Source organism: Aeromonas piscicola (assembly GCF_000820005.1).
GTDB lineage: Bacteria > Pseudomonadota > Gammaproteobacteria > Enterobacterales > Aeromonadaceae > Aeromonas > Aeromonas piscicola.
In genome coordinates this window covers 87728-104827 of the sequence record NZ_CDBL01000073.1, presented here as the reverse complement: position 1 = coordinate 104827, position 17100 = coordinate 87728, and the positions used below count along the sequence as shown (strand labels likewise).

Genomic DNA, 17100 nt, shown 5'->3' with positions numbered 1-17100 from the left:
CCTTTGTCTCATAATGCACACCATTCTCATTTAGATTCATGAGAAGCGTCATAATAAAATCAAACATATGGTGAGAAGGGACATGAGAAAAACCGTACTGGTACAGGCGATCGCCTGCGCACTGCTCAGTGGCGCCGCACAGGCTGCCGTCAAGGTGGAAGACAAGACATTCAACACCGCCGCCAACATGCTGGCCTATACCGAATTCGAGCTCTCCGGCGAGCCGCTGGCCGAAGCGCTGGGACTGGATCTGGATGTGCTGGATGCCAACCGCGCCGATGAGCCGACCCCGTTCGACTTCGCCGCCGGCATCGAATCCTATGAATACTCCGAAGAGGCCATGTACGCGCTGAACTATCAGTCCGGCATGGGCCCCCATATGGTGAACGGGCCGCAAAACCTGGCCCGCGGCGGCACCCTGGCCGATCTTGGCAAGCGGGTGCTGGCCATGGCCGAGGCCGTCGGCTTCCCGGCCGATGAAGTGCCACAGGGCATGTATCCCCTCTCCCTGCCCTACGCCTCCGCCAATCCGGAGTTTGCGCAAGCGGTGAATACCACCCCGGTCAACGGCGATCAGATCACCATCAAGACCGCCAAGGGCACAGAGAAAACCGTCAAGACCCAGATACCGGCCTATTTTCGTGACTACACCACCTTGCGCTGGAGCGGTGCCGACAACCTGCTGAACCCGGCAGCCGTGGGCGGCATACTGCTCAAAGAGGTGATGTGGTCCCAGGACTTCCTCGGCGGCATGCACGTGGCCGAGAGCGATGAAGAGGTGGAAGCCGCGTCCGCCACCATGGATCAGGACGGCAAGCACAAGCTCGGCGTCTCTGCCGCCGACGGCTTCAACGGCATGATGCTGACCGAGCAGTCCATCGACAAGCTGACCATCATGCAGGGCCAGCTCGGCTTCGATGGCAAACAGCTTGGCGCCAACATCACACCGCAATACGATCCGTCCAAGGGTATCGTCTACTTCCCCCATCAGGTGAAAGTGACCGAAACCAGCAAGAATGACGTGGGCGCCATCGGCAAGCTCGAGGTGGTGGATGGCTCAGCCCAGCTGCGCGATGCCTGGATGATGCTGTGGCCGCTCTCCGAATTCTACGCCTTCAGCGATCAACGCACGGCCAACACCAACCAGAACCCGGCCTTCCACGCAGTGTTTGACGGTGCCCCGTTTGCCGCAGCCCCGGCCGCCAACACCCAAAGTCAGAGCGCCAAGCAGGTGGTCGGCGACGACGCCTTCTCCCTGGCCCTGAACCTCTCCGGCATGGTGTTCAAGAACCTCAACGCCCTGCACTTCGAGCCCAAGGCCGGCACCTTGGTCGACAGCTGGCAGGCTGGCAAACAGGGCAAGCACGTTACTACCTTCGACGCCGCTTACGCCCTGGTCGCCCTGCAGATCTTCCAGCGTGCCCAGGATGCACTGCCGGTTGGCTACGCCGCCGGTGACAACGGCGAGCTGAACCTGAAAACCGCACAAGGCCAGCAGGCGCTGGTGCTCATTCGCCAGCAGGCTGACTTCATCCTCGGCAAGCTCAAGGGCAAGAACGGTCTGGTGCATGACGGTTTGACCCTGGGTGGCAAGCTCGATGCCGGTCAATCCATAGAAGCGCAATTTGCCGCCGTGCGGGGTCTGACGGCCGCCTTCCTGGCCACCTCGGATGCCAAGTACCGCACTGCCGCGCGCGAGCTGTTCATCGCCACCGACAAGGCCTACTTCAATGCCAAGGCCGGCACCTGGCTCGCGGCCAAACAGGGCGAATACACCCCCTGGACCCAGGCCGCCATCTCCGGTGCCCTGCGTTCCGCAATGCTGAACCTGCGCAACGAAGGGACAGAGAAGGCCCCCGCGCTGGAGCTGGCCCAACTGACCCAGCGCTACGTGAGCTGGTTCCGTGGCACAGTCAACGGCGGCATGCAGATGGCCGAGTGGATCGGCGACTCCGGTGAAAACGTCATCGAAGGAGCCGGCGGCGATACGGACGAAGACGGCGTGCCGCAAGTCACCGCCGCCGGAGGCAAGCATGGCACCGCCATGGTGATGGCAGCCAAGGCCATTGTCAGCGAGAAATAAATCAGCTACTGAATGAACAAAGGGAGCCATGTCGGCTCCCTTCTTGTTTGCGGCGTCTGGCAAATATGGCGGGGCGTCAACCCAGTTTGGCCAGCATCTCCTTGGTCACCAGCACGATTCCCTGCTCGGAGCGATAGAAGCGACGGCTATCCTCGTCCGCGTTCTCCCCCACCACCAGTCCATCGGGCAGCACGCAGCCCTTGTCCACCACCACCCGGCGCAGGCGGCAACCGGCACCAATCTCGACCCCGGGAAATATGATGGCCTGATCCAGAGTGCAGAAAGAGTGCACCCGCACATGGGTAAACAGCACAGAGTTGAGCACGAAAGAGCCGCTGACGATCGATCCCCCCGCGAACATGGAGTTGATGGTCATGCCGTGCTGACCGTTTCTGTCCTGCACGAACTTGGCGGGCGGCGTCATGGTCTGGCTGGTCCAGATGGGCCAGTTCTCGTCATAGATGTCGAGCTCGGGCACCACGGAGGCGAGATCCATGTTGGCTTCCCAGAACGAATCCAGGGTCCCCACATCGCGCCAGTAGGGTTTCTGCCCCTCCTTGGCACCGACACAGGACATGGTGAAGGGGTGGGCAAAGGCCTTGCCCTCTCCCACGATGCGCGGGATCACGTCCATGCCGAAGTCGTGCTTGGACTCCAGATTGTTGATGTCCTCTTCCAGCAGCTGATAGAGGTACTCCGCCTCGAAGATGTAGATGCCCATGGAGGCCAGGGATCTGTCCTCATGGCCCGGCATGGCCGGCGGGTTGGCCGGTTTTTCGACGAAGGCGCGGATCTTGCGCTGCTCGTCTATGTCCATGACCCCGAAGGCAGAGGCCTCGGCGCGCGGCACCTCGATACAGGCCACTGTCACCTTGGCACCGAGGCGCACGTGATCGAGCAGCATGGCGGCGTAATCCATCTTGTAGATGTGATCACCCGCCAGCACCACTATGTATTTGGGGCCGTAGTCGCGAATGATGTCGACGTTCTGATAGATGGCATCGGCGGTGCCGCGATACCAGTGCACCTCGTCCACCCGTTGCTGAGCGGGCAGCAGGTCGATGAATTCGTTCATCTGGTAGCGCAGGAAGGACCAGCCCGATTGCAGGTGGCGCAACAGACTGTGGGACTTGTACTGGGTCACGACCCCCACCCGGCGAATGCCCGAGTTGATGCAGTTGGAGAGCACGAAGTCGATGATGCGGAACTTGCCGCCGAAATGGACGGCTGGCTTGGCGCGGTTGTCTGTCAACTGCTTCAAGCGGCTGCCCCGTCCCCCCGCGAGCACCAAGGCCATACTCTGATTCAATAGTTGCCGTGCTTTGGCAGTATTTACGGGTTCTAACAACATAATTACCTCTGCCTTGTTTGATCTATTTTCAACCCATCTTCGCCTTTTTAAGTCCCCATGAAAGTGGTTTCACTCACATTTAACCGATTTCAATTGGCCCTTTTCCAGGAGTTGAGCGGGATCCCATGCTTTACATCCCGAGCTTGGTTAGAATTTCAACATCACACGCATCATCAAGGATGAGAAGATGTTGAACAAGCTCGGGAGTAACCTGTTACTGATCGCAGCCGTCACCTGTGCTCCTCTGCTGTTGTTACAAGGCATCTGGCTCGTCGTACAGGCAACCCCCTTCACCCTGATCCTCATAGTCGGCACGACCCTGCTCGGCTTTGGCCTGCTGCTCATGCTGGCCTATCGTGCCCGCAACGCCGAGCGTGAACAGCAGGAACAAGTCTGGCTAAAGGCGCTGCGACTGCGCGATCCCGCCTGTCTGGAGAGCCCGGCAGCCCAGGAGGCATTGCAACAACTGCTGACCAGGTTCAATGAAGCCGAGCTAGATGCCCACCGTCAGATCAGCGAGCTGCACAATCAGGCGACCCAGGATGAGCTGACCCAGTTGCAGAACCGCCACGCGTTTCGGCGCGACATGACGGAGCTGCTGCAGCGGGATCAGGATACCCAGACCGCCACCCTGGTGCTGATCCGCGCCACCGAACTTGGCAAGCTCAATGCCCAGCGCGGCTTCCAGTCGGGGGATGCCTATATCAAGGATATCGCCAATCTCATCACCCGGGTGGTCAGCCGCTTCCCGGGTCATCAGGTCTATCGCATCTCGGGAGCCGACTTCGCCGTGCTGGTGCAGCCGGTGGCCAACATACCGCCCCCCCTGCTCGGCCGGGATCTGAAAATCGCCTTCGATCACTATCAGCAGCAGCACGAGCTGGAGAGCGCCGCCTACTCGGGGCTGACGCGCCTGAGTAGCGGGCAGAAGATAGAGGCAATTCTGGCGCGGGCGGATCTGGCGCTGGCCCGCGCCCAGACAGAAACGGTCAACGGCTGGGCTATTCAACAGGACGATGACATGGTGGAGTTGCAGGGCCAGCGCCATTGGAAGCAGGTGCTCGATGATCTGCTGGAGCAGGAGCGCATCAGCTTTACCTATCAGCCGATCCAGCCCATGCACCGCAGCATGCTGGCCTACAACGAGATCTACACCCGCTTCTGCGGCGCCGACGGCACTGTATTGCCGACCGACACCCTGTTTGCCATGGCCCAGCGGCTGGACATGGTGATGCGGCTGGAGCAGATGCTGGTCATCCACGTCATGCGCCAGTACCGGGCATTTGGATCCAACCAGAGTCGCTGGGGCATCAACCTCTCCAGCAACCTGTTGCAAAACAGCGCCTTTCTGATCTGGCTCGACCGGCAATTGCTCAAGGATCCCAACACCAGCGCCAACCTGGTGTTCGAGCTGGATGAAGAGCATCTGGAGCGCAACATGACGGGGGCCAAGCGGGTGTTCGAGCTGCTCAGGCGCAACGGCAGTCGCTCCGCCATCTGCAACTTCGGCAAGGGGATAGGGTCGTTCAACCTGTTTCGCGAGCTCAAACCCGACTACATCAAGCTGGATCCCGCCCTGATCACAGGGCTGGAGCAGGATCTGACCAATCAGCAGTTCGTGCGGATGATCGTGGACGTATCACATCGCATGGGCTGCCAGGTGATAGCGGAGGGAGTGGAGCAGCTTGGCCAGAAACAGCTGCTGCAAGGCATGTATGTGGACGGGTTGCAGGGCTATCTCATCGCCAAGCCCCGGCAGTTGCGGCCGGATATCAGCCAGCTTGGCCTGTTTACTGAGAACGCTTCAACTTCAGCAGGGTCAGAATGATGTCGTTGAGCTGGCGATAACGTTCCAGCTCCTTCTGATCGTAACGGGTCGCCAGGGTGGTGGGATTGTGGCGATTCTTGAGGTAGCGGTTGATCTGCAGGCGGTTGAAACCCGCCACCTGATAGATCTGGCCCAGCAGGGCATTGAGCTCTTCGTGCTCGAAGCCGGCTCTGGCGAGGTAGTCGCTCTGGGCCGGGCTCTCCAGCTGGCTGCTCTGTTTGGCGATGCGGCCTGTCTCCTGCAGATAGGCGAGCCACTGTTCGAGATAAAGCGGCTTGCTGCCCGCCAGCAGATTGAAGAAACCCACCGCATCGCAGCGGCACTCGGTCAACAGCAGCACGGCCAGTTGATCGTCATCACAGCTGAAGGTGACTGGGCCTGTCTGCCCCCAGTCCAACGCCTGGACCCGGATCTCGGCGCGCTCCCCTGCAATGCCGGTTACGTCGAATACAAACATGGCTCCTCCCGCTCGGCAAAAGGTTGATGATGGACCATCCCCCCCACAGGTGCAAAGCCAAATCGCCTTTTCATTCAGTATTCTGCAAGCTGGCCATAAAAAAACCGACATCCTCGCGGATATCGGTTCTTCAGGCATCCGATGACCGTGGCCATCAATGCAGAACGGTTCAGGCGTCCAGTTCGACCAGTGCCTTGGCCAGCTCTATGGGTTCGAGCTCCTGGCCTTCCAGATCGGCATTCCAGTTCGGGCCGATCAGCACATCGTCCTCGTCCAGATCGTTGATCCAGATGTCGAGGAACTCTTCCAGCTCGATCACTTCCGGCTCGTAGTCGGCCCACTCGTCTACGCAATGCAGGCGGGCATCTACCTCGGCGGACCAGAGCGGCATCACATCGGCATCTTCAAATTCGGCAGAGCGGCAGACGACCCAGTCTTCACCGTAACGCAAGCCCCACACCTGACCCGACTCGCGGACTTCTTCGATGAACAGTTGGAAATTGGCGTCAAGATTGTCAGTTAACTTACTCATGGGGCTCTCTCTTTATCGGGTGCTGCGGCCACGGCAGTGCCGAGTGGCAATGCGGTGGCCAAATGGTGTCGCAAAAGTGACATGGACTCAAGCGTCTTGGGGTTATTCGCACAAAAAACTGCCCAATGCCGTGTTTTGCCTGATAAAACGCCTCCCGAAGGAGGCGTTCGCCATGGCCGGGATCAACGCTCCCAGTAAACCTCTTCCAGGCTGTCTTCCTTCTCGGGCAGACCGCGGGAGAGGCGCGGGCTGCTCTGGGCCAGCACCTCATAGCTGACCCGGTTGGCGTACTTGCACACCTGGGCCAGGGAAGAGTAGGTCAGGAACTCGGACATGTGCTTGGCGGAGTTAGGCACATTCATGCGGTGATAGGCGTTGGCCACCATGTCGTGCAGCACGGCAGAAAGCGCGCCATCCCCTGCCCCGTTGGTGTTCTTGATCTTCTCCGGGCCACCCATGTAAGGGGAAATGTGGGAGTAGATGCGGGCAGGCTTGCGGCACTTGGCGCGGGCCATGGGACGGCTGAACTCATACATGTTGAACTCGGGGATGACACCGGGCAGCAGGGTATGGGTGGTCTCGCGCTTGTAGTCTTCCTCCGTGTAGCTCGCCATATAGAGGCCGATGGGGCCGGCGGTACAGAGCACCATGTCGGCCCAGTCCAGCGCCTTGTCGGCGGCGCCGAGGGGATCGGCGATGCCGGTCAGGGCCTCGGCCTCATCTTCATTCATCGCCAGCACAGTCACGTTCTCGGCGATGAAGTCACGCCACCACTGGGGATTGTCGGCAATGACGAAGCGGGTACCCAGAGTCAGTACCACGGGCACACCGGCCTCGCGAGCGTAACGCACGGCGGCCATGGCGGCCTCTTTCATGGGATCGCCATCGTCACCGCGTACCAGATAGGCGGTGATTACCAGGGCGGAAGCTCCCTTGATCACTTCTTCCGGCACATGGTGCACATCCAGCTGGTTCATCTTGCCGGCGTTGATGCCAAAGCTGCGCTCGCCACACTCGGTGATGAAGGTGAAGCAGCGACCGACCGGGCCGTTGACCGGCTGCAGGTAGTCAAGGTTGACACGGGAAGAGGTATTGCACAGATAGCGGTAGGCGTAGCTGCCGATGCGGATGTCCTGGCTCATGACGCCGAGCAGGATGGAGTGGGAATCCGCCAGCACTGAGTAGTTGTGCATGGTGTTGCCTATGGTGCCACCGGCAAACTCACTTACCACCATGTTGTTGGTCTTGAGCTCTTCGTAGACCCGTTCGGCCACGTCGTCACTGATCACCACCGAGTGGCCCTTGCTCAGGCCATAACGGTTCAGGAAGTCATCATCCACATGGGCTTCGATGTCCACCAGAGTCTGATCGATTCCCACCACATAGGCTTTGCCAAGTTCGGTAAGCAAGGGGTTTTGCGGGATCAGGGGATCACGCCTGTCGACCGGGAAGTAGTGTTTGGACTTGCGCTGACCGGGAAATTTCATGGCAATGTTCTGTGCTCTGGGGGAAAGAGGGGCGGGATTTTAACACAATCCGCCGCGCCGAAAAGTCGCCTGATTAAAATATGGCGTCAGTATAGACAAGGGCTGCAGAGGAAAACGTTTATCCCGCTCCCATAAAAAAACCACCTTGCAGGGAGGTGGTTTTTCAGTCGGCAACGATGAGGAAATCAGCCGAACGAGAGCCCCTGTACCAGGGCCAGCACGGAGAAAAGCCCCAGTGCCAGCCAGAACAACAGGGTACCAAACAGCCTTGGCATGTTGGGGGCCTTGGGGATCTGGATACCGATGGCGTGCAGGATACGCCCCACCAGCAGGCAAAGGCCGCCGAGGTGCAGCCAGAGCGCACCGACCCCCGCCAGTTCACACAGGGCCATCAACAACAGGGTCAGCGGCACGTACTCGGCGAAGTTGCCGTGGGCACGGATCGCGGAGCGCATCTCGGGCACCTCCCCTTCCCCTATCATCACCTTGAACTGGGCGCGGCGCTTGACCACCCAGAAAGAGAGCAGCAGAAACAAGAGCCCCAGCAGGCCGGCGTAAATCAGCGTGATATGCATCATCATGACACTCCTTATCCTTGAATCTTGAACGCGGAAAAAACCAGGTCAGCTTGCGCTGCGGGCAATGTGCTCATCATGCCAGCTCGCGGCAGATGAGGGAGACCATCATGCGGATGTGGGCCTGATCGCTGTTGAGTGCAGGTATGTATTCAAACTGCTCGCCACCGGCGTCCATGAAGATCTCCCGGTTCTGCACTTCGATCTCTTCCAGGGTTTCGAGGCAGTCGGCGGCGAAGGCCGGGCAGACCACGTCGAGCCGCTTGATGCCCGCTGCCGGCAAACCGGCGATGGTCACATCTGTGTAGGGTTTGAGCCACTCCTCCTTGCCAAAGCGGGACTGGAAGCTGGCTGTCCACTGGCCGGCCTCGAGCCCGAGTGCCTCGGCCAGCAGGGCGGCGGTACGACGACACTGGTGACCATAAGGGTCGCCTTCGTTCTCGTAACGCTCCGGAATGCCGTGAAACGACATCAGCAGGTGCTCGCCCTGACCGTACTGCTCCCAATGGCGGCGTACGCTCATGGCCAGTGCCTGAATGTATTCGGGATGGGCATGGTAATCACGAATGAGCCGCACCACCGGCAAGTTGCGCTCTTTCTTCATCGCCTTGGCCCAGGCATCGAATACAGAGGCCGTGGTACTGACCGAATATTGCGGATAGAGCGGCAGCAGGATAACCCGGTTGACTCCCTTGGCCTTGAGCGCCTGCCAGCCATCGTCCATGGAGGGTGAGCCATAGGTCATGGCCAGCTCCACCGGTACCTCGACCCCTTCCCGCTTGAGCTCCTGCTCCAGCGCCGCGCGCTGCTGCTTGCTGATCACCATCAGCGGCGAACCCTGCTCGGTCCACACCTGCTGATAAAGCTTGGCCACCCTGGGGGAGCGGGTTGGCAATATGATGAAGTGGAGCAGCGGGCACCAGAGATAGCGAGGCAAGTCGACCACTCGCGGGTCGTGCAGAAACTGGCTGAGAAAGGCCTTGACGGCAGCCGTGGTTGGCGCGGCTGGGGTCCCCAGATTGACCAGCAAGATCCCGGTTTTTGTGGTCACGATTGCTTCCTGTCTTTCTGTTGTTCTATCTGAATGCAAGAAAGGGCCCTGCATGGACCCTTGTCTATTGGCACATTGCCATTGCTCATTCGCAATGTCGGGCTTAGCCCAGGATACTCGCCAGCTGCTTGCTGACCAGATCCACCGGCTGGGTGCCGTCAATCTTGACGTAACGGGTGTTGCCCGCCTCCGCCTCTTTGCCGTAGAAACCGATGAGCGGCGCTGTCTGCTGATGGTACACATCCAGACGCTTGCGCACTGTGGTCTCTTCGTCGTCGGCACGGATCACCAGATCCTCGCCGGTCACGTCATCTTTGCCTTCCACTTTCGGCGGGTTGAACACCACGTGGTAGGTACGGCCAGAGCCGGAGTGAACACGACGACCGCTCATGCGCTTGACGATCTCTTCGTCCGGCACATCGAATTCCAGCACGAAGTCGACCACGACACCGGCATCTTTCATGGCTTGCGCCTGGGGAATGGTGCGCGGGAAACCATCCAGCAGGAAGCCGTTGGCGCAATCCGGTTGGGCGATACGCTCTTTGACCAGGCCTATGATGATGTCGTCAGAGACGAGCTGACCTGCGTCCATCACGGCTTTGGCCTTGAGGCCCAGCTCGGTGCCCGCCTTGATCGCCGCACGCAGCATGTCGCCGGTGGAGATCTGCGGAATACCGTGTTTTTCCATGATGAACTGAGCCTGAGTACCTTTACCGGCACCCGGAGCCCCCAACAGAACAATGCGCATACACGCTCCTATTGATTGGTTATTCAATTCTTGAGAAGGCAAAAAACTACACGGTTTCGCTCATTTTCACAAGCTTGCCCCGTGTGAGTGGCTTATTTTTCACCATGCTCCCGCAGCGGCGAGGCGACTCAAGCCGCAACGCTGCCCTGAAAAAATGAGTGAAAATGCAGCGCCCCTCAATAACGAAGAGAGGCGCTTGCTCCTTGTCGGGCAAGCGCCACATAAAAAAAGCCCACTGCACGCAGTGGGCCCAAACATCATGCCTGGAGTAGCAGACGGTTGATACGGGAGACGAAGCTCGCCGGATCATTCAGACCGCCCTGCTCTGCCAACTGGGCCTGTTCGTGCAGCAGGGTGACCCACTCGCCAAACAGCGCCTCGTCTTCGATGGTGTCGAGTTTCTTCACCAGAGCGTGCTCCGGGTTCAGCTCCAGAATGTACTTCTGCTCCGGCACCGGCTGGCCGGCGGCACGCATCAGCTTGATCATCTGGGTGCTCATGCCGTGGTTATCGGTGACGATGCAAGACGGCGAATCGGTCAGACGGTGGGTGACACGTACCTCTTTCACCGCTTCCCCCAGGCTGGTCTTGACCCGCTCCACCAGGCCGGCGTTGGCTTTTTCAGCCTCCTCCTGCGCCTGCTTGGACGCTTCGTCCTCCAGATCCCCCAGATCCAGCTCGCCACGGGTGACGGAGACCAGCTGCTTGCCATCGAACTCGGACAGGTGGCTCATCAACCACTCGTCCACACGCTCCCACATCAGCAGCACTTCGACGCCCTTCTTGCGGAAGATCTCGAGGTGCGGGCTGTTCTTGGCTGCGGCGAAGCTGTCGGCGGTGATGTAGTAAATCTTCTGCTGGCCTTCCTTCATGCGGCCAACATAATCCTCGAGAGAGACGGTCTGGGCTTCGCCCTCGCCCGCCGTGCTGGCAAAGCGCAGCAGCTTGGCGATCTCTTCGCGGTTGGCGTAATCCTCGGCCGGGCCTTCTTTTAACACGTTGCCGAACTCGCTCCAGAACTTGGCGTATTTCTCGCTGTCATCCTTGGCCAGTTTGGCCAGCATGGTCAGCACCCGCTTGGAGCAGGCCTTGCGCAGGGAGACGGTCACCTTGTTGTCTTGCAGAATTTCACGGCTGACGTTGAGTGGCAGATCGTTGGAGTCCAGCACCCCTTTGACAAAGCGCAGGTAGGCCGGCATGAACTGCTCGGCGTCGTCCATGATGAAGACGCGCTGCACGTAGAGTTTCAGGCCGTGTTTCTGATCCCGGTTGTAGAGATCGAACGGTGCACGGGCCGGCACATAGAGCAGGCTGGTATACTCCTGCGCCCCTTCCACCCGGTTATGCCCCCACAAGAGCGGATCTTCAAAATCGTGGGCGACGTGCTTGTAGAACTCCTGATACTCCTCGTCCTTGATCTCTTTCGGATTGCGAGTCCAGAGTGCGGTGGCGCGGTTGACCTGCTCCCACTCGCCCGGGGTACCGACGACGGTCTCGCCATCTTCTTCGCGATCCGGGGTGCCCTCTTTGAACATCTCCACCGGCACGCTGATGTGGTCGGAATACTTGGCAACCACGGCGCGCAGACGCCAGTCATCGAGGAACTCTTCCTCTTCGGCACGCAGGTGCAGGATGACGTCAGTACCACGGCCTTCCTTGGTCACATCGGCCACGGTGAAAGAGCCTTCACCTTCCGATTCCCACTGCACGCCCTGCTCTGGAGCAGTACCGGCGGCGCGGGAGACCACTGTCACCTTGTCGGCGACGATGAAGGCGGAGTAGAAACCCACCCCAAACTGACCGATCAGCTGGGAGTCGCGGCCCTGATCACCTGACAAGTTCTTGAAGAACTCGGCGGTGCCGGACTTGGCGATGGTGCCCAGATGCTCGATCACCTGATCACGGCTCATACCGATACCGTTATCGGAGATGGTCAGGGTCCGATTCTCTTTATCAACCACCAGGCGAACGCGCAACTGGCCGTCGTTTTCGAACAAAGAGGCATCGGAAAGCGCCTTGAAGCGCAGCTTGTCCGCCGCATCGGAGGCGTTGGAGATCAGCTCGCGCAGGAACACTTCTTTGTTGGAGTAGAGGCTGTGGGCCATCAGGCTCAGCAGTTGTTTGACTTCAGTCTGAAACCCGTGGGTTTCGGCATGAACGCTTTGGGTCATCGACACTATCCTCAGGCGATTCGGGTTGAACATATTCCTGATACAAGATGGGGCCGTGGATCCCCATTTCAAGGGGGAAAAATATCTTGGCAGTGCGAATGGCGATTTTTACGCCAACGCTCCCGATGCGCCGCACAGCAGCCAAACAAAAACCCGCCGAAGCGGGTTTAAGAAACAGTGAGCCTGGCGCGGACTCAATTCAAGGGCTGACGCGGCCTCAATTAAGGGGCTGACGCGGCCTCAATTAAGGGGCTGACGCCCCATCAAGGAGTGAGAAAGCGTGGTGCCATCCACCAGCTCCAACTCGCCGCCCACCGGCACGCCGTGGGCAATCCGGCTCACCTTGACGCCAGCGGCGCGGGCCATGTCGGCGATATACCAAGCGGTGGCATCCCCTTCGATGGTGGGGTTGGTGGCCAGGATCAGCTCGCTGATGGACTCCGCCTTCAGACGCCGCTCCAGGATCTCCAGCCCCAGCTCCTCCGGGCCGATGCCATCGAGGGGGGACAGGTGCCCCATCAGCACGAAGTAACGGCCGGAGAACTGGCCAGTGTGCTCAATGGCGGCCACATCCGCCGGGCTCTCCACCACACACAGCAAGCCGCTCTCTTCGCGCTTGGGATTGGCGCAGATCTCGCAAAGTGCATTCTCGGTGAAGGTGCGGCAGTGGCTGCAGTGGCCTATCTCGGTCAGCGCCCGGTTGAGCAGCTGGGCCAGACGCAAGCCGCCGCTGCGCTCGCGCTCGAGCAGAGTAAACGCCATGCGCTGGGCCGACTTGGGGCCGACACCCGGCAGCACCTGCAGGGCCTTCATCATCTCATCCAGCAGGGGGCTGAATTTCATGGGCTAAGTATCCTTTGACGCTGTGTCGGCGGGCGGCCACCTCAGGCACCCCTTGCGGGTGCGGGTTGCTCTTCGCCCGGCCGAACCAATCTTGTTGGCGCAGGACTATACCCGAGCCGCCCCCCGTCCGCCAATGGCCTTGTGCCTGCCGGCCCTCGCAAACCACCGATCGTATAACCCGGCATCCATGGCTGCACTACCCCAGCCCAATGCGCTGACGACCGCTGTAGATCTCGGCCCGCCCCGGGCGGCAAAAGCCCACTAGGGTGAGCCCGGTCTGCTCCGCCCGCTCGACCGCGAGTTCGGTAGCGGCCGAGATGGCGAGCAGGATTTCCACCCCTGCACTGGCGCACTTTTGCACCATCTCGAAGCTGGCGCGGCTGGTCACCAGAATGGCGCCGTCGCACCGCCCCGTGCGGCACAGGTGCCCCACCAGCTTGTCGAGCGCTATGTGGCGCCCCACGTCCTCGCGAATGGCGAGAATATTGCCCTCCCCGTCCACATGGACGGCGGCATGGGTGGCGCCCGTGCTCTGCCCCAGCAACTGCAAGGGCCGCAGCGCCGCCAGTACCTTGTCGATCAGGGTCACCTCGAAGCGCTGGCTGTCCGGCAGCCGCGCCAAGGTGCGCACCACCTGCTCCAGGCTCTCGCTGCCACAGATGCCACACCCCGTGCGCCCGGCCAGGGTGCGCCGCTTCTCTTTGAGGCGATACACACAGCGGTTGGCCAGGGTGATATGCAGCTCAATCCCCTGACAGCCGTCAACTTGCTCGATATCGTGGATGTCCTGCAGGCCATCGATGATCCCCTCGGAGAGCGAAAAGCCGATGGCAAAGTCCTCCAGATCGGCGGCCGAACACATCATGACGCTGTGGGCTATGCCGTTGTAAACCAGCGCCACCGGGGTTTCGCAGGGCAGCTGCATGGCGCTGTCCGTGGTGACACCGTCGCGCTGGTAATGGACCACCTCCCGGTGGGCGCAAAGCGCCTGCGGGGTATCGCTATCGAGTTCGAGCAACATCTGTAGTGCCCCTTAGTTGAGGGTCTGGGGGGCTTTCGCCGAGATACCGAGCCGTTTCATCTTCGACAGCAGGGTGGTGCGTTTCATGCCGAGCCGGTTGGCGGCGCCCCGCTCCCCCGCGACTATGCCGTTGCATTCGCGCAAGGTGTCTATGATGGTCTGGCGCTCGTCCTCCACCCCGTCACTCTGGCCGTTGCCGCCCTTGAACAAGGCCTGCTCGGGCTCGTCATAGACCAGGGTCTCTATCTTGTGATAGCCCTTGAGCGGCATCAGTTCATCCGGGGAGAGGTTGAGCACATGGCCCCGGGTCATCACCACGGCGCGCTCTATGATGTTTTCCAGCTCGCGGATATTGCCGTACCAGGGGAGCGACACCAGCATCTTCATGGCATCGGCCGGGATCGAGGTGATGTTGCGGCGCATCCGCTTGGCGATCTTCTTGATGAAGAAGTTGACCAAGAGCGGTATGTCTTCACGCCGCTCGCGCAGGGGCGGCAACTCGATGGGAAAGACGTTGAGCCGGTAGTAGAGATCGCTTCTGAAGCGTTTGTTCTTGACCATGGAGAGCAGATCGCAGTTGGTGGCCGCCACCAGCCGCACGTCGATGGCGATGGGATTGCTGTTGCCGACCCGCTCCAGCTCGTGTTCCTGCAATACCCGCAAGAGCTTGGGCTGCAAGTCCAGCGGCATGTCTCCCACCTCGTCGAGGAACAATGTGCCCTTGTGGGCCCGCTCGAAGCGACCGATGCGCTGGGCCAGGGCGCCGGTAAAGGCCCCCTTCTCGTGGCCGAACAGATCGCTCTCGATTAGGCCGGTGGGAATGGCGGCGCAGTTCACCTTCACCATCTCCTGTTCGCGGCGATCGCTCAGCCGATGGATGGCCTGGGCGATCAGCTCCTTGCCGGTGCCGGTTTCTCCCAGGATCAGCACGGAGCAATCGCTCTGGGCCACCAGTTTCACCTTCTCCAGCACGCTCTCCATGGCGGCGCTTTGATAGATGATGCTGGAAAAATCGGCGTTGGGCTCGAGCTCCGCCACCCGGATCGTCTTCTCCCTGGCACCGTTGGTGTTGGAGATCTCCTGCTGCGCCTGCACGTTGTTCATGGCAATGGCGGTGCGGGCCGCCACCTGTTCGAGCAGGGAGATGTCGATGTCGGCAAAGAAATCGGCATCCGGGTGGGAGAGGATCAAGACCCCCAGCAGATTGCCCCGATAACGCAGCGGCAATATGCAGGAGCTGTCCGCATCGGCCGGCAGTATCTGGGTGCTGAAGCGGCAGCTCGAATCGCAACCGTGGCCCTGCTCCCGATAGATGAAGAAGGGCTCGCTATGGCCGAGCGCCCCCTGCAGACAGTTCTTCTCGAAACAGGAGTGGTTGATGATGCCGGGCTGATCGCTCTGCTGCTGATTGACCAGATAGCTCTTGAAGCTGTCGGAGGTGGCGTTGTACTCCGCCAGACACAGGCTGCTGATGGCGAAGTGGTGCTGCAGTATGGAGAAGAGGCTCCTCGGCAGCTCGGCGATGCGCACCAATTTAATCACCGCATTGGTGACATCCACCAGGATCTTGCAGCTGTCGCGCTCCAGACGCAGGGAGTTGGCCTGCTCCAGGGTACGCTCCTTGTCGAGCACGTTCTCCAGCGCGATGGCGACGATGGCCGCCAGCTGGGTCAGCTTGGCCAGGGTCTCCATCGGGAAGGCATTGACCGCCGGGCTGATGAACTCCACCCCGCCCAGATGGCTGCGGGCCGTGGTGATGGGCAGCTGGCAGTAAGAGTGCAACCCCTCATACACTCCGGCCGCCGCCAGCAACTCGCAGCGGTTGTGAAAGCGGGCCACGGGCAGCACTATGGCCTGCTCCCTGGAGAAATAGAGATCGGCCTTGGCGCAGACCAGGTGCTTGGGGCCCTTCTCCCCCATGAAGTAGAAGAGGGCCTCCTCTCCCGCCCCCAGATTGAGGATCAGGTTGACCCGGGCCACCCCGGCGAAGCAGGCGTCGATCCGGTTCAGCTTCTTGATGAAATCATCCAGAGTGACGGCGGAGAGCAGGTTCTTGGAGAGAGAGAGGAAGCCGTCATCCCAGATGGGTGAGATGTCGGTTAACGGAATGGCACTCACATTCAGCATTCTGGCCTCACGTTACATCTATATGGGCAAAAGATTACGGGCACATTGCGGTCAGCAACGACGGTAAACAACAGGTCAGCCAGATCCATCAGATGTTATAATTAATTTTTAAAAACTTAACGCTTAATTATAAAAACTAACATGCCTTGAAATAGCCGCTCACTGCCTGTCGCATAATAAGGTAGCCCTACCCCCATTACAACCAGACAGGCCCGGGCCAATATCCCGCCATCGCCACAAAATATGCCCACTTTGGCGCACATATATCGCCGCGATCCGCCAGAAGCTGTCGGTCTGCGTTGCCGCATTGCGTAGCGTGATGGGTTGACTGGATAGCTGCCGGTTGCCCATGCCTGCGCTGCGTCAGGAGGAGATGAGCTGGTAGTTGTAGAGCTTGAGGCCACCCAGGATGAAGCCGGCCGATAGCAGTTGGAATGCAATCAATAACCCACTGATATTATCGGCTATTTCTGCAGACACCGCCTGATGGGTGAGCAGGATCACCAGCGCCAGCAAGCCCGCCAGCAGGCCATTGATCAGGGTGGTGGAGAGAAAGGCTATCAGCCAGGCCGCCTGCACGCTCAGCGCCGCCAGCACGGCGCCCATGGCGATGCGCGCGGCGATAAAACAGCCGAAGAAACCGAATCCCAGCAGAAATATCAACTCATCGTGCCACCAGAAGCAGACCAGCCCCAATAACATCACCAGAAAATAAGCGGAAACATAAAAGATCCCGAATGAGAGAGTTAATTCATTTTTCATGAAGGACACCTGCCAGCTGAAAAAAGGATGAGGGGATCCGGGCCCTGTGAACAGAGCCTGGATC

The 17100-nt window shown here is 60.0% G+C and carries 14 protein-coding genes; 2 read left to right on the top strand and 12 right to left on the bottom strand.

Features of this window, described 5'->3' with window-relative positions; genetic code table 11:
- The first annotated feature begins 82 nt into the window (after positions 1 to 82).
- Complete coding sequence (locus BN1128_RS18535) at positions 83 to 2083, top strand: hypothetical protein (RefSeq protein WP_042871472.1); 2001 nt, start codon at positions 83 to 85, stop codon at positions 2081 to 2083.
- A 76-nt stretch (positions 2084 to 2159) separates the two neighbouring features.
- Here the strand turns inward: BN1128_RS18535 and glgC are convergent, their stop codons facing one another.
- Complete coding sequence (glgC, locus tag BN1128_RS18530) at positions 2160 to 3434, bottom strand: glucose-1-phosphate adenylyltransferase (RefSeq protein ID WP_042871470.1); 1275 nt, start codon at positions 3432 to 3434, stop codon at positions 2160 to 2162.
- Positions 3435 to 3621: 187 nt separating this feature from the next.
- On the opposite strand from glgC, the gene BN1128_RS18525 reads away from it, so the two are divergent.
- A complete protein-coding gene (locus tag BN1128_RS18525; protein ID WP_042871468.1) occupies positions 3622 to 5262 on the top strand; it encodes an EAL domain-containing protein in 1641 nt (546 codons plus the stop codon).
- On the opposite strand, the gene BN1128_RS18520 is transcribed toward BN1128_RS18525, so the two are convergent.
- From BN1128_RS18520 to BN1128_RS18465, 11 genes are all read right to left on the bottom strand, one after another.
- A complete protein-coding gene (locus BN1128_RS18520; protein WP_042871466.1) occupies positions 5225 to 5719 on the bottom strand; it encodes a hypothetical protein in 495 nt (164 codons plus the stop codon). The two genes, BN1128_RS18525 and BN1128_RS18520, sit on opposite strands and share 38 nt — an antisense overlap.
- Positions 5720 to 5888: 169 nt before the next feature.
- Complete coding sequence (locus BN1128_RS18515) at positions 5889 to 6251, bottom strand: DUF2750 domain-containing protein (protein ID WP_042034251.1); 363 nt, start codon at positions 6249 to 6251, stop codon at positions 5889 to 5891.
- A 182-nt stretch (positions 6252 to 6433) separates the two neighbouring features.
- Entirely contained in the window at positions 6434 to 7738 is a 1305-nt protein-coding gene (locus BN1128_RS18510) for an inosine/guanosine kinase (protein WP_042871463.1), read from the bottom strand.
- Between the two features lie 185 nt (positions 7739 to 7923).
- A complete protein-coding gene (locus BN1128_RS18505; protein WP_042871883.1) occupies positions 7924 to 8316 on the bottom strand; it encodes an MAPEG family protein in 393 nt (130 codons plus the stop codon).
- Between the two features lie 73 nt (positions 8317 to 8389).
- The gene (hemH, locus tag BN1128_RS18500; RefSeq protein ID WP_042871461.1) at positions 8390 to 9364 is read right to left on the bottom strand and encodes a ferrochelatase; all 975 of its coding nucleotides are present in this window, start codon (positions 9362 to 9364) and stop codon (positions 8390 to 8392) included.
- A 103-nt stretch (positions 9365 to 9467) separates the two neighbouring features.
- Entirely contained in the window at positions 9468 to 10112 is a 645-nt protein-coding gene (gene adk, locus BN1128_RS18495) for an adenylate kinase (RefSeq protein WP_042871458.1), read from the bottom strand.
- Between the two features lie 257 nt (positions 10113 to 10369).
- Positions 10370 to 12283, bottom strand: a complete 1914-nt coding sequence (htpG, locus tag BN1128_RS18485) for a molecular chaperone HtpG (protein ID WP_042871454.1) — start codon at positions 12281 to 12283, stop codon at positions 10370 to 10372.
- A gap of 240 nt (positions 12284 to 12523) precedes the next feature.
- Entirely contained in the window at positions 12524 to 13126 is a 603-nt protein-coding gene (gene recR, locus BN1128_RS18480; RefSeq protein ID WP_042871452.1) for a recombination mediator RecR, read from the bottom strand.
- A 196-nt stretch (positions 13127 to 13322) separates the two neighbouring features.
- Positions 13323 to 14147 (bottom strand): formate dehydrogenase accessory sulfurtransferase FdhD, encoded by an 825-nt coding sequence (fdhD, locus tag BN1128_RS18475; RefSeq protein ID WP_042871450.1) that lies wholly within the window; start codon positions 14145 to 14147, stop codon positions 13323 to 13325.
- 12 nt (positions 14148 to 14159) lie between these two features.
- Positions 14160 to 16274, bottom strand: a complete 2115-nt coding sequence (locus BN1128_RS18470) for a sigma 54-interacting transcriptional regulator (RefSeq protein ID WP_042871448.1) — start codon at positions 16272 to 16274, stop codon at positions 14160 to 14162.
- A gap of 363 nt (positions 16275 to 16637) precedes the next feature.
- Positions 16638 to 17036 carry a hypothetical protein gene (locus BN1128_RS18465; protein ID WP_042871446.1) on the bottom strand — a complete coding sequence of 133 codons (399 nt, stop codon included), beginning with the start codon at positions 17034 to 17036 and terminating at the stop codon, positions 16638 to 16640.
- Between the last annotated feature and the right edge of the window lie 64 nt (positions 17037 to 17100).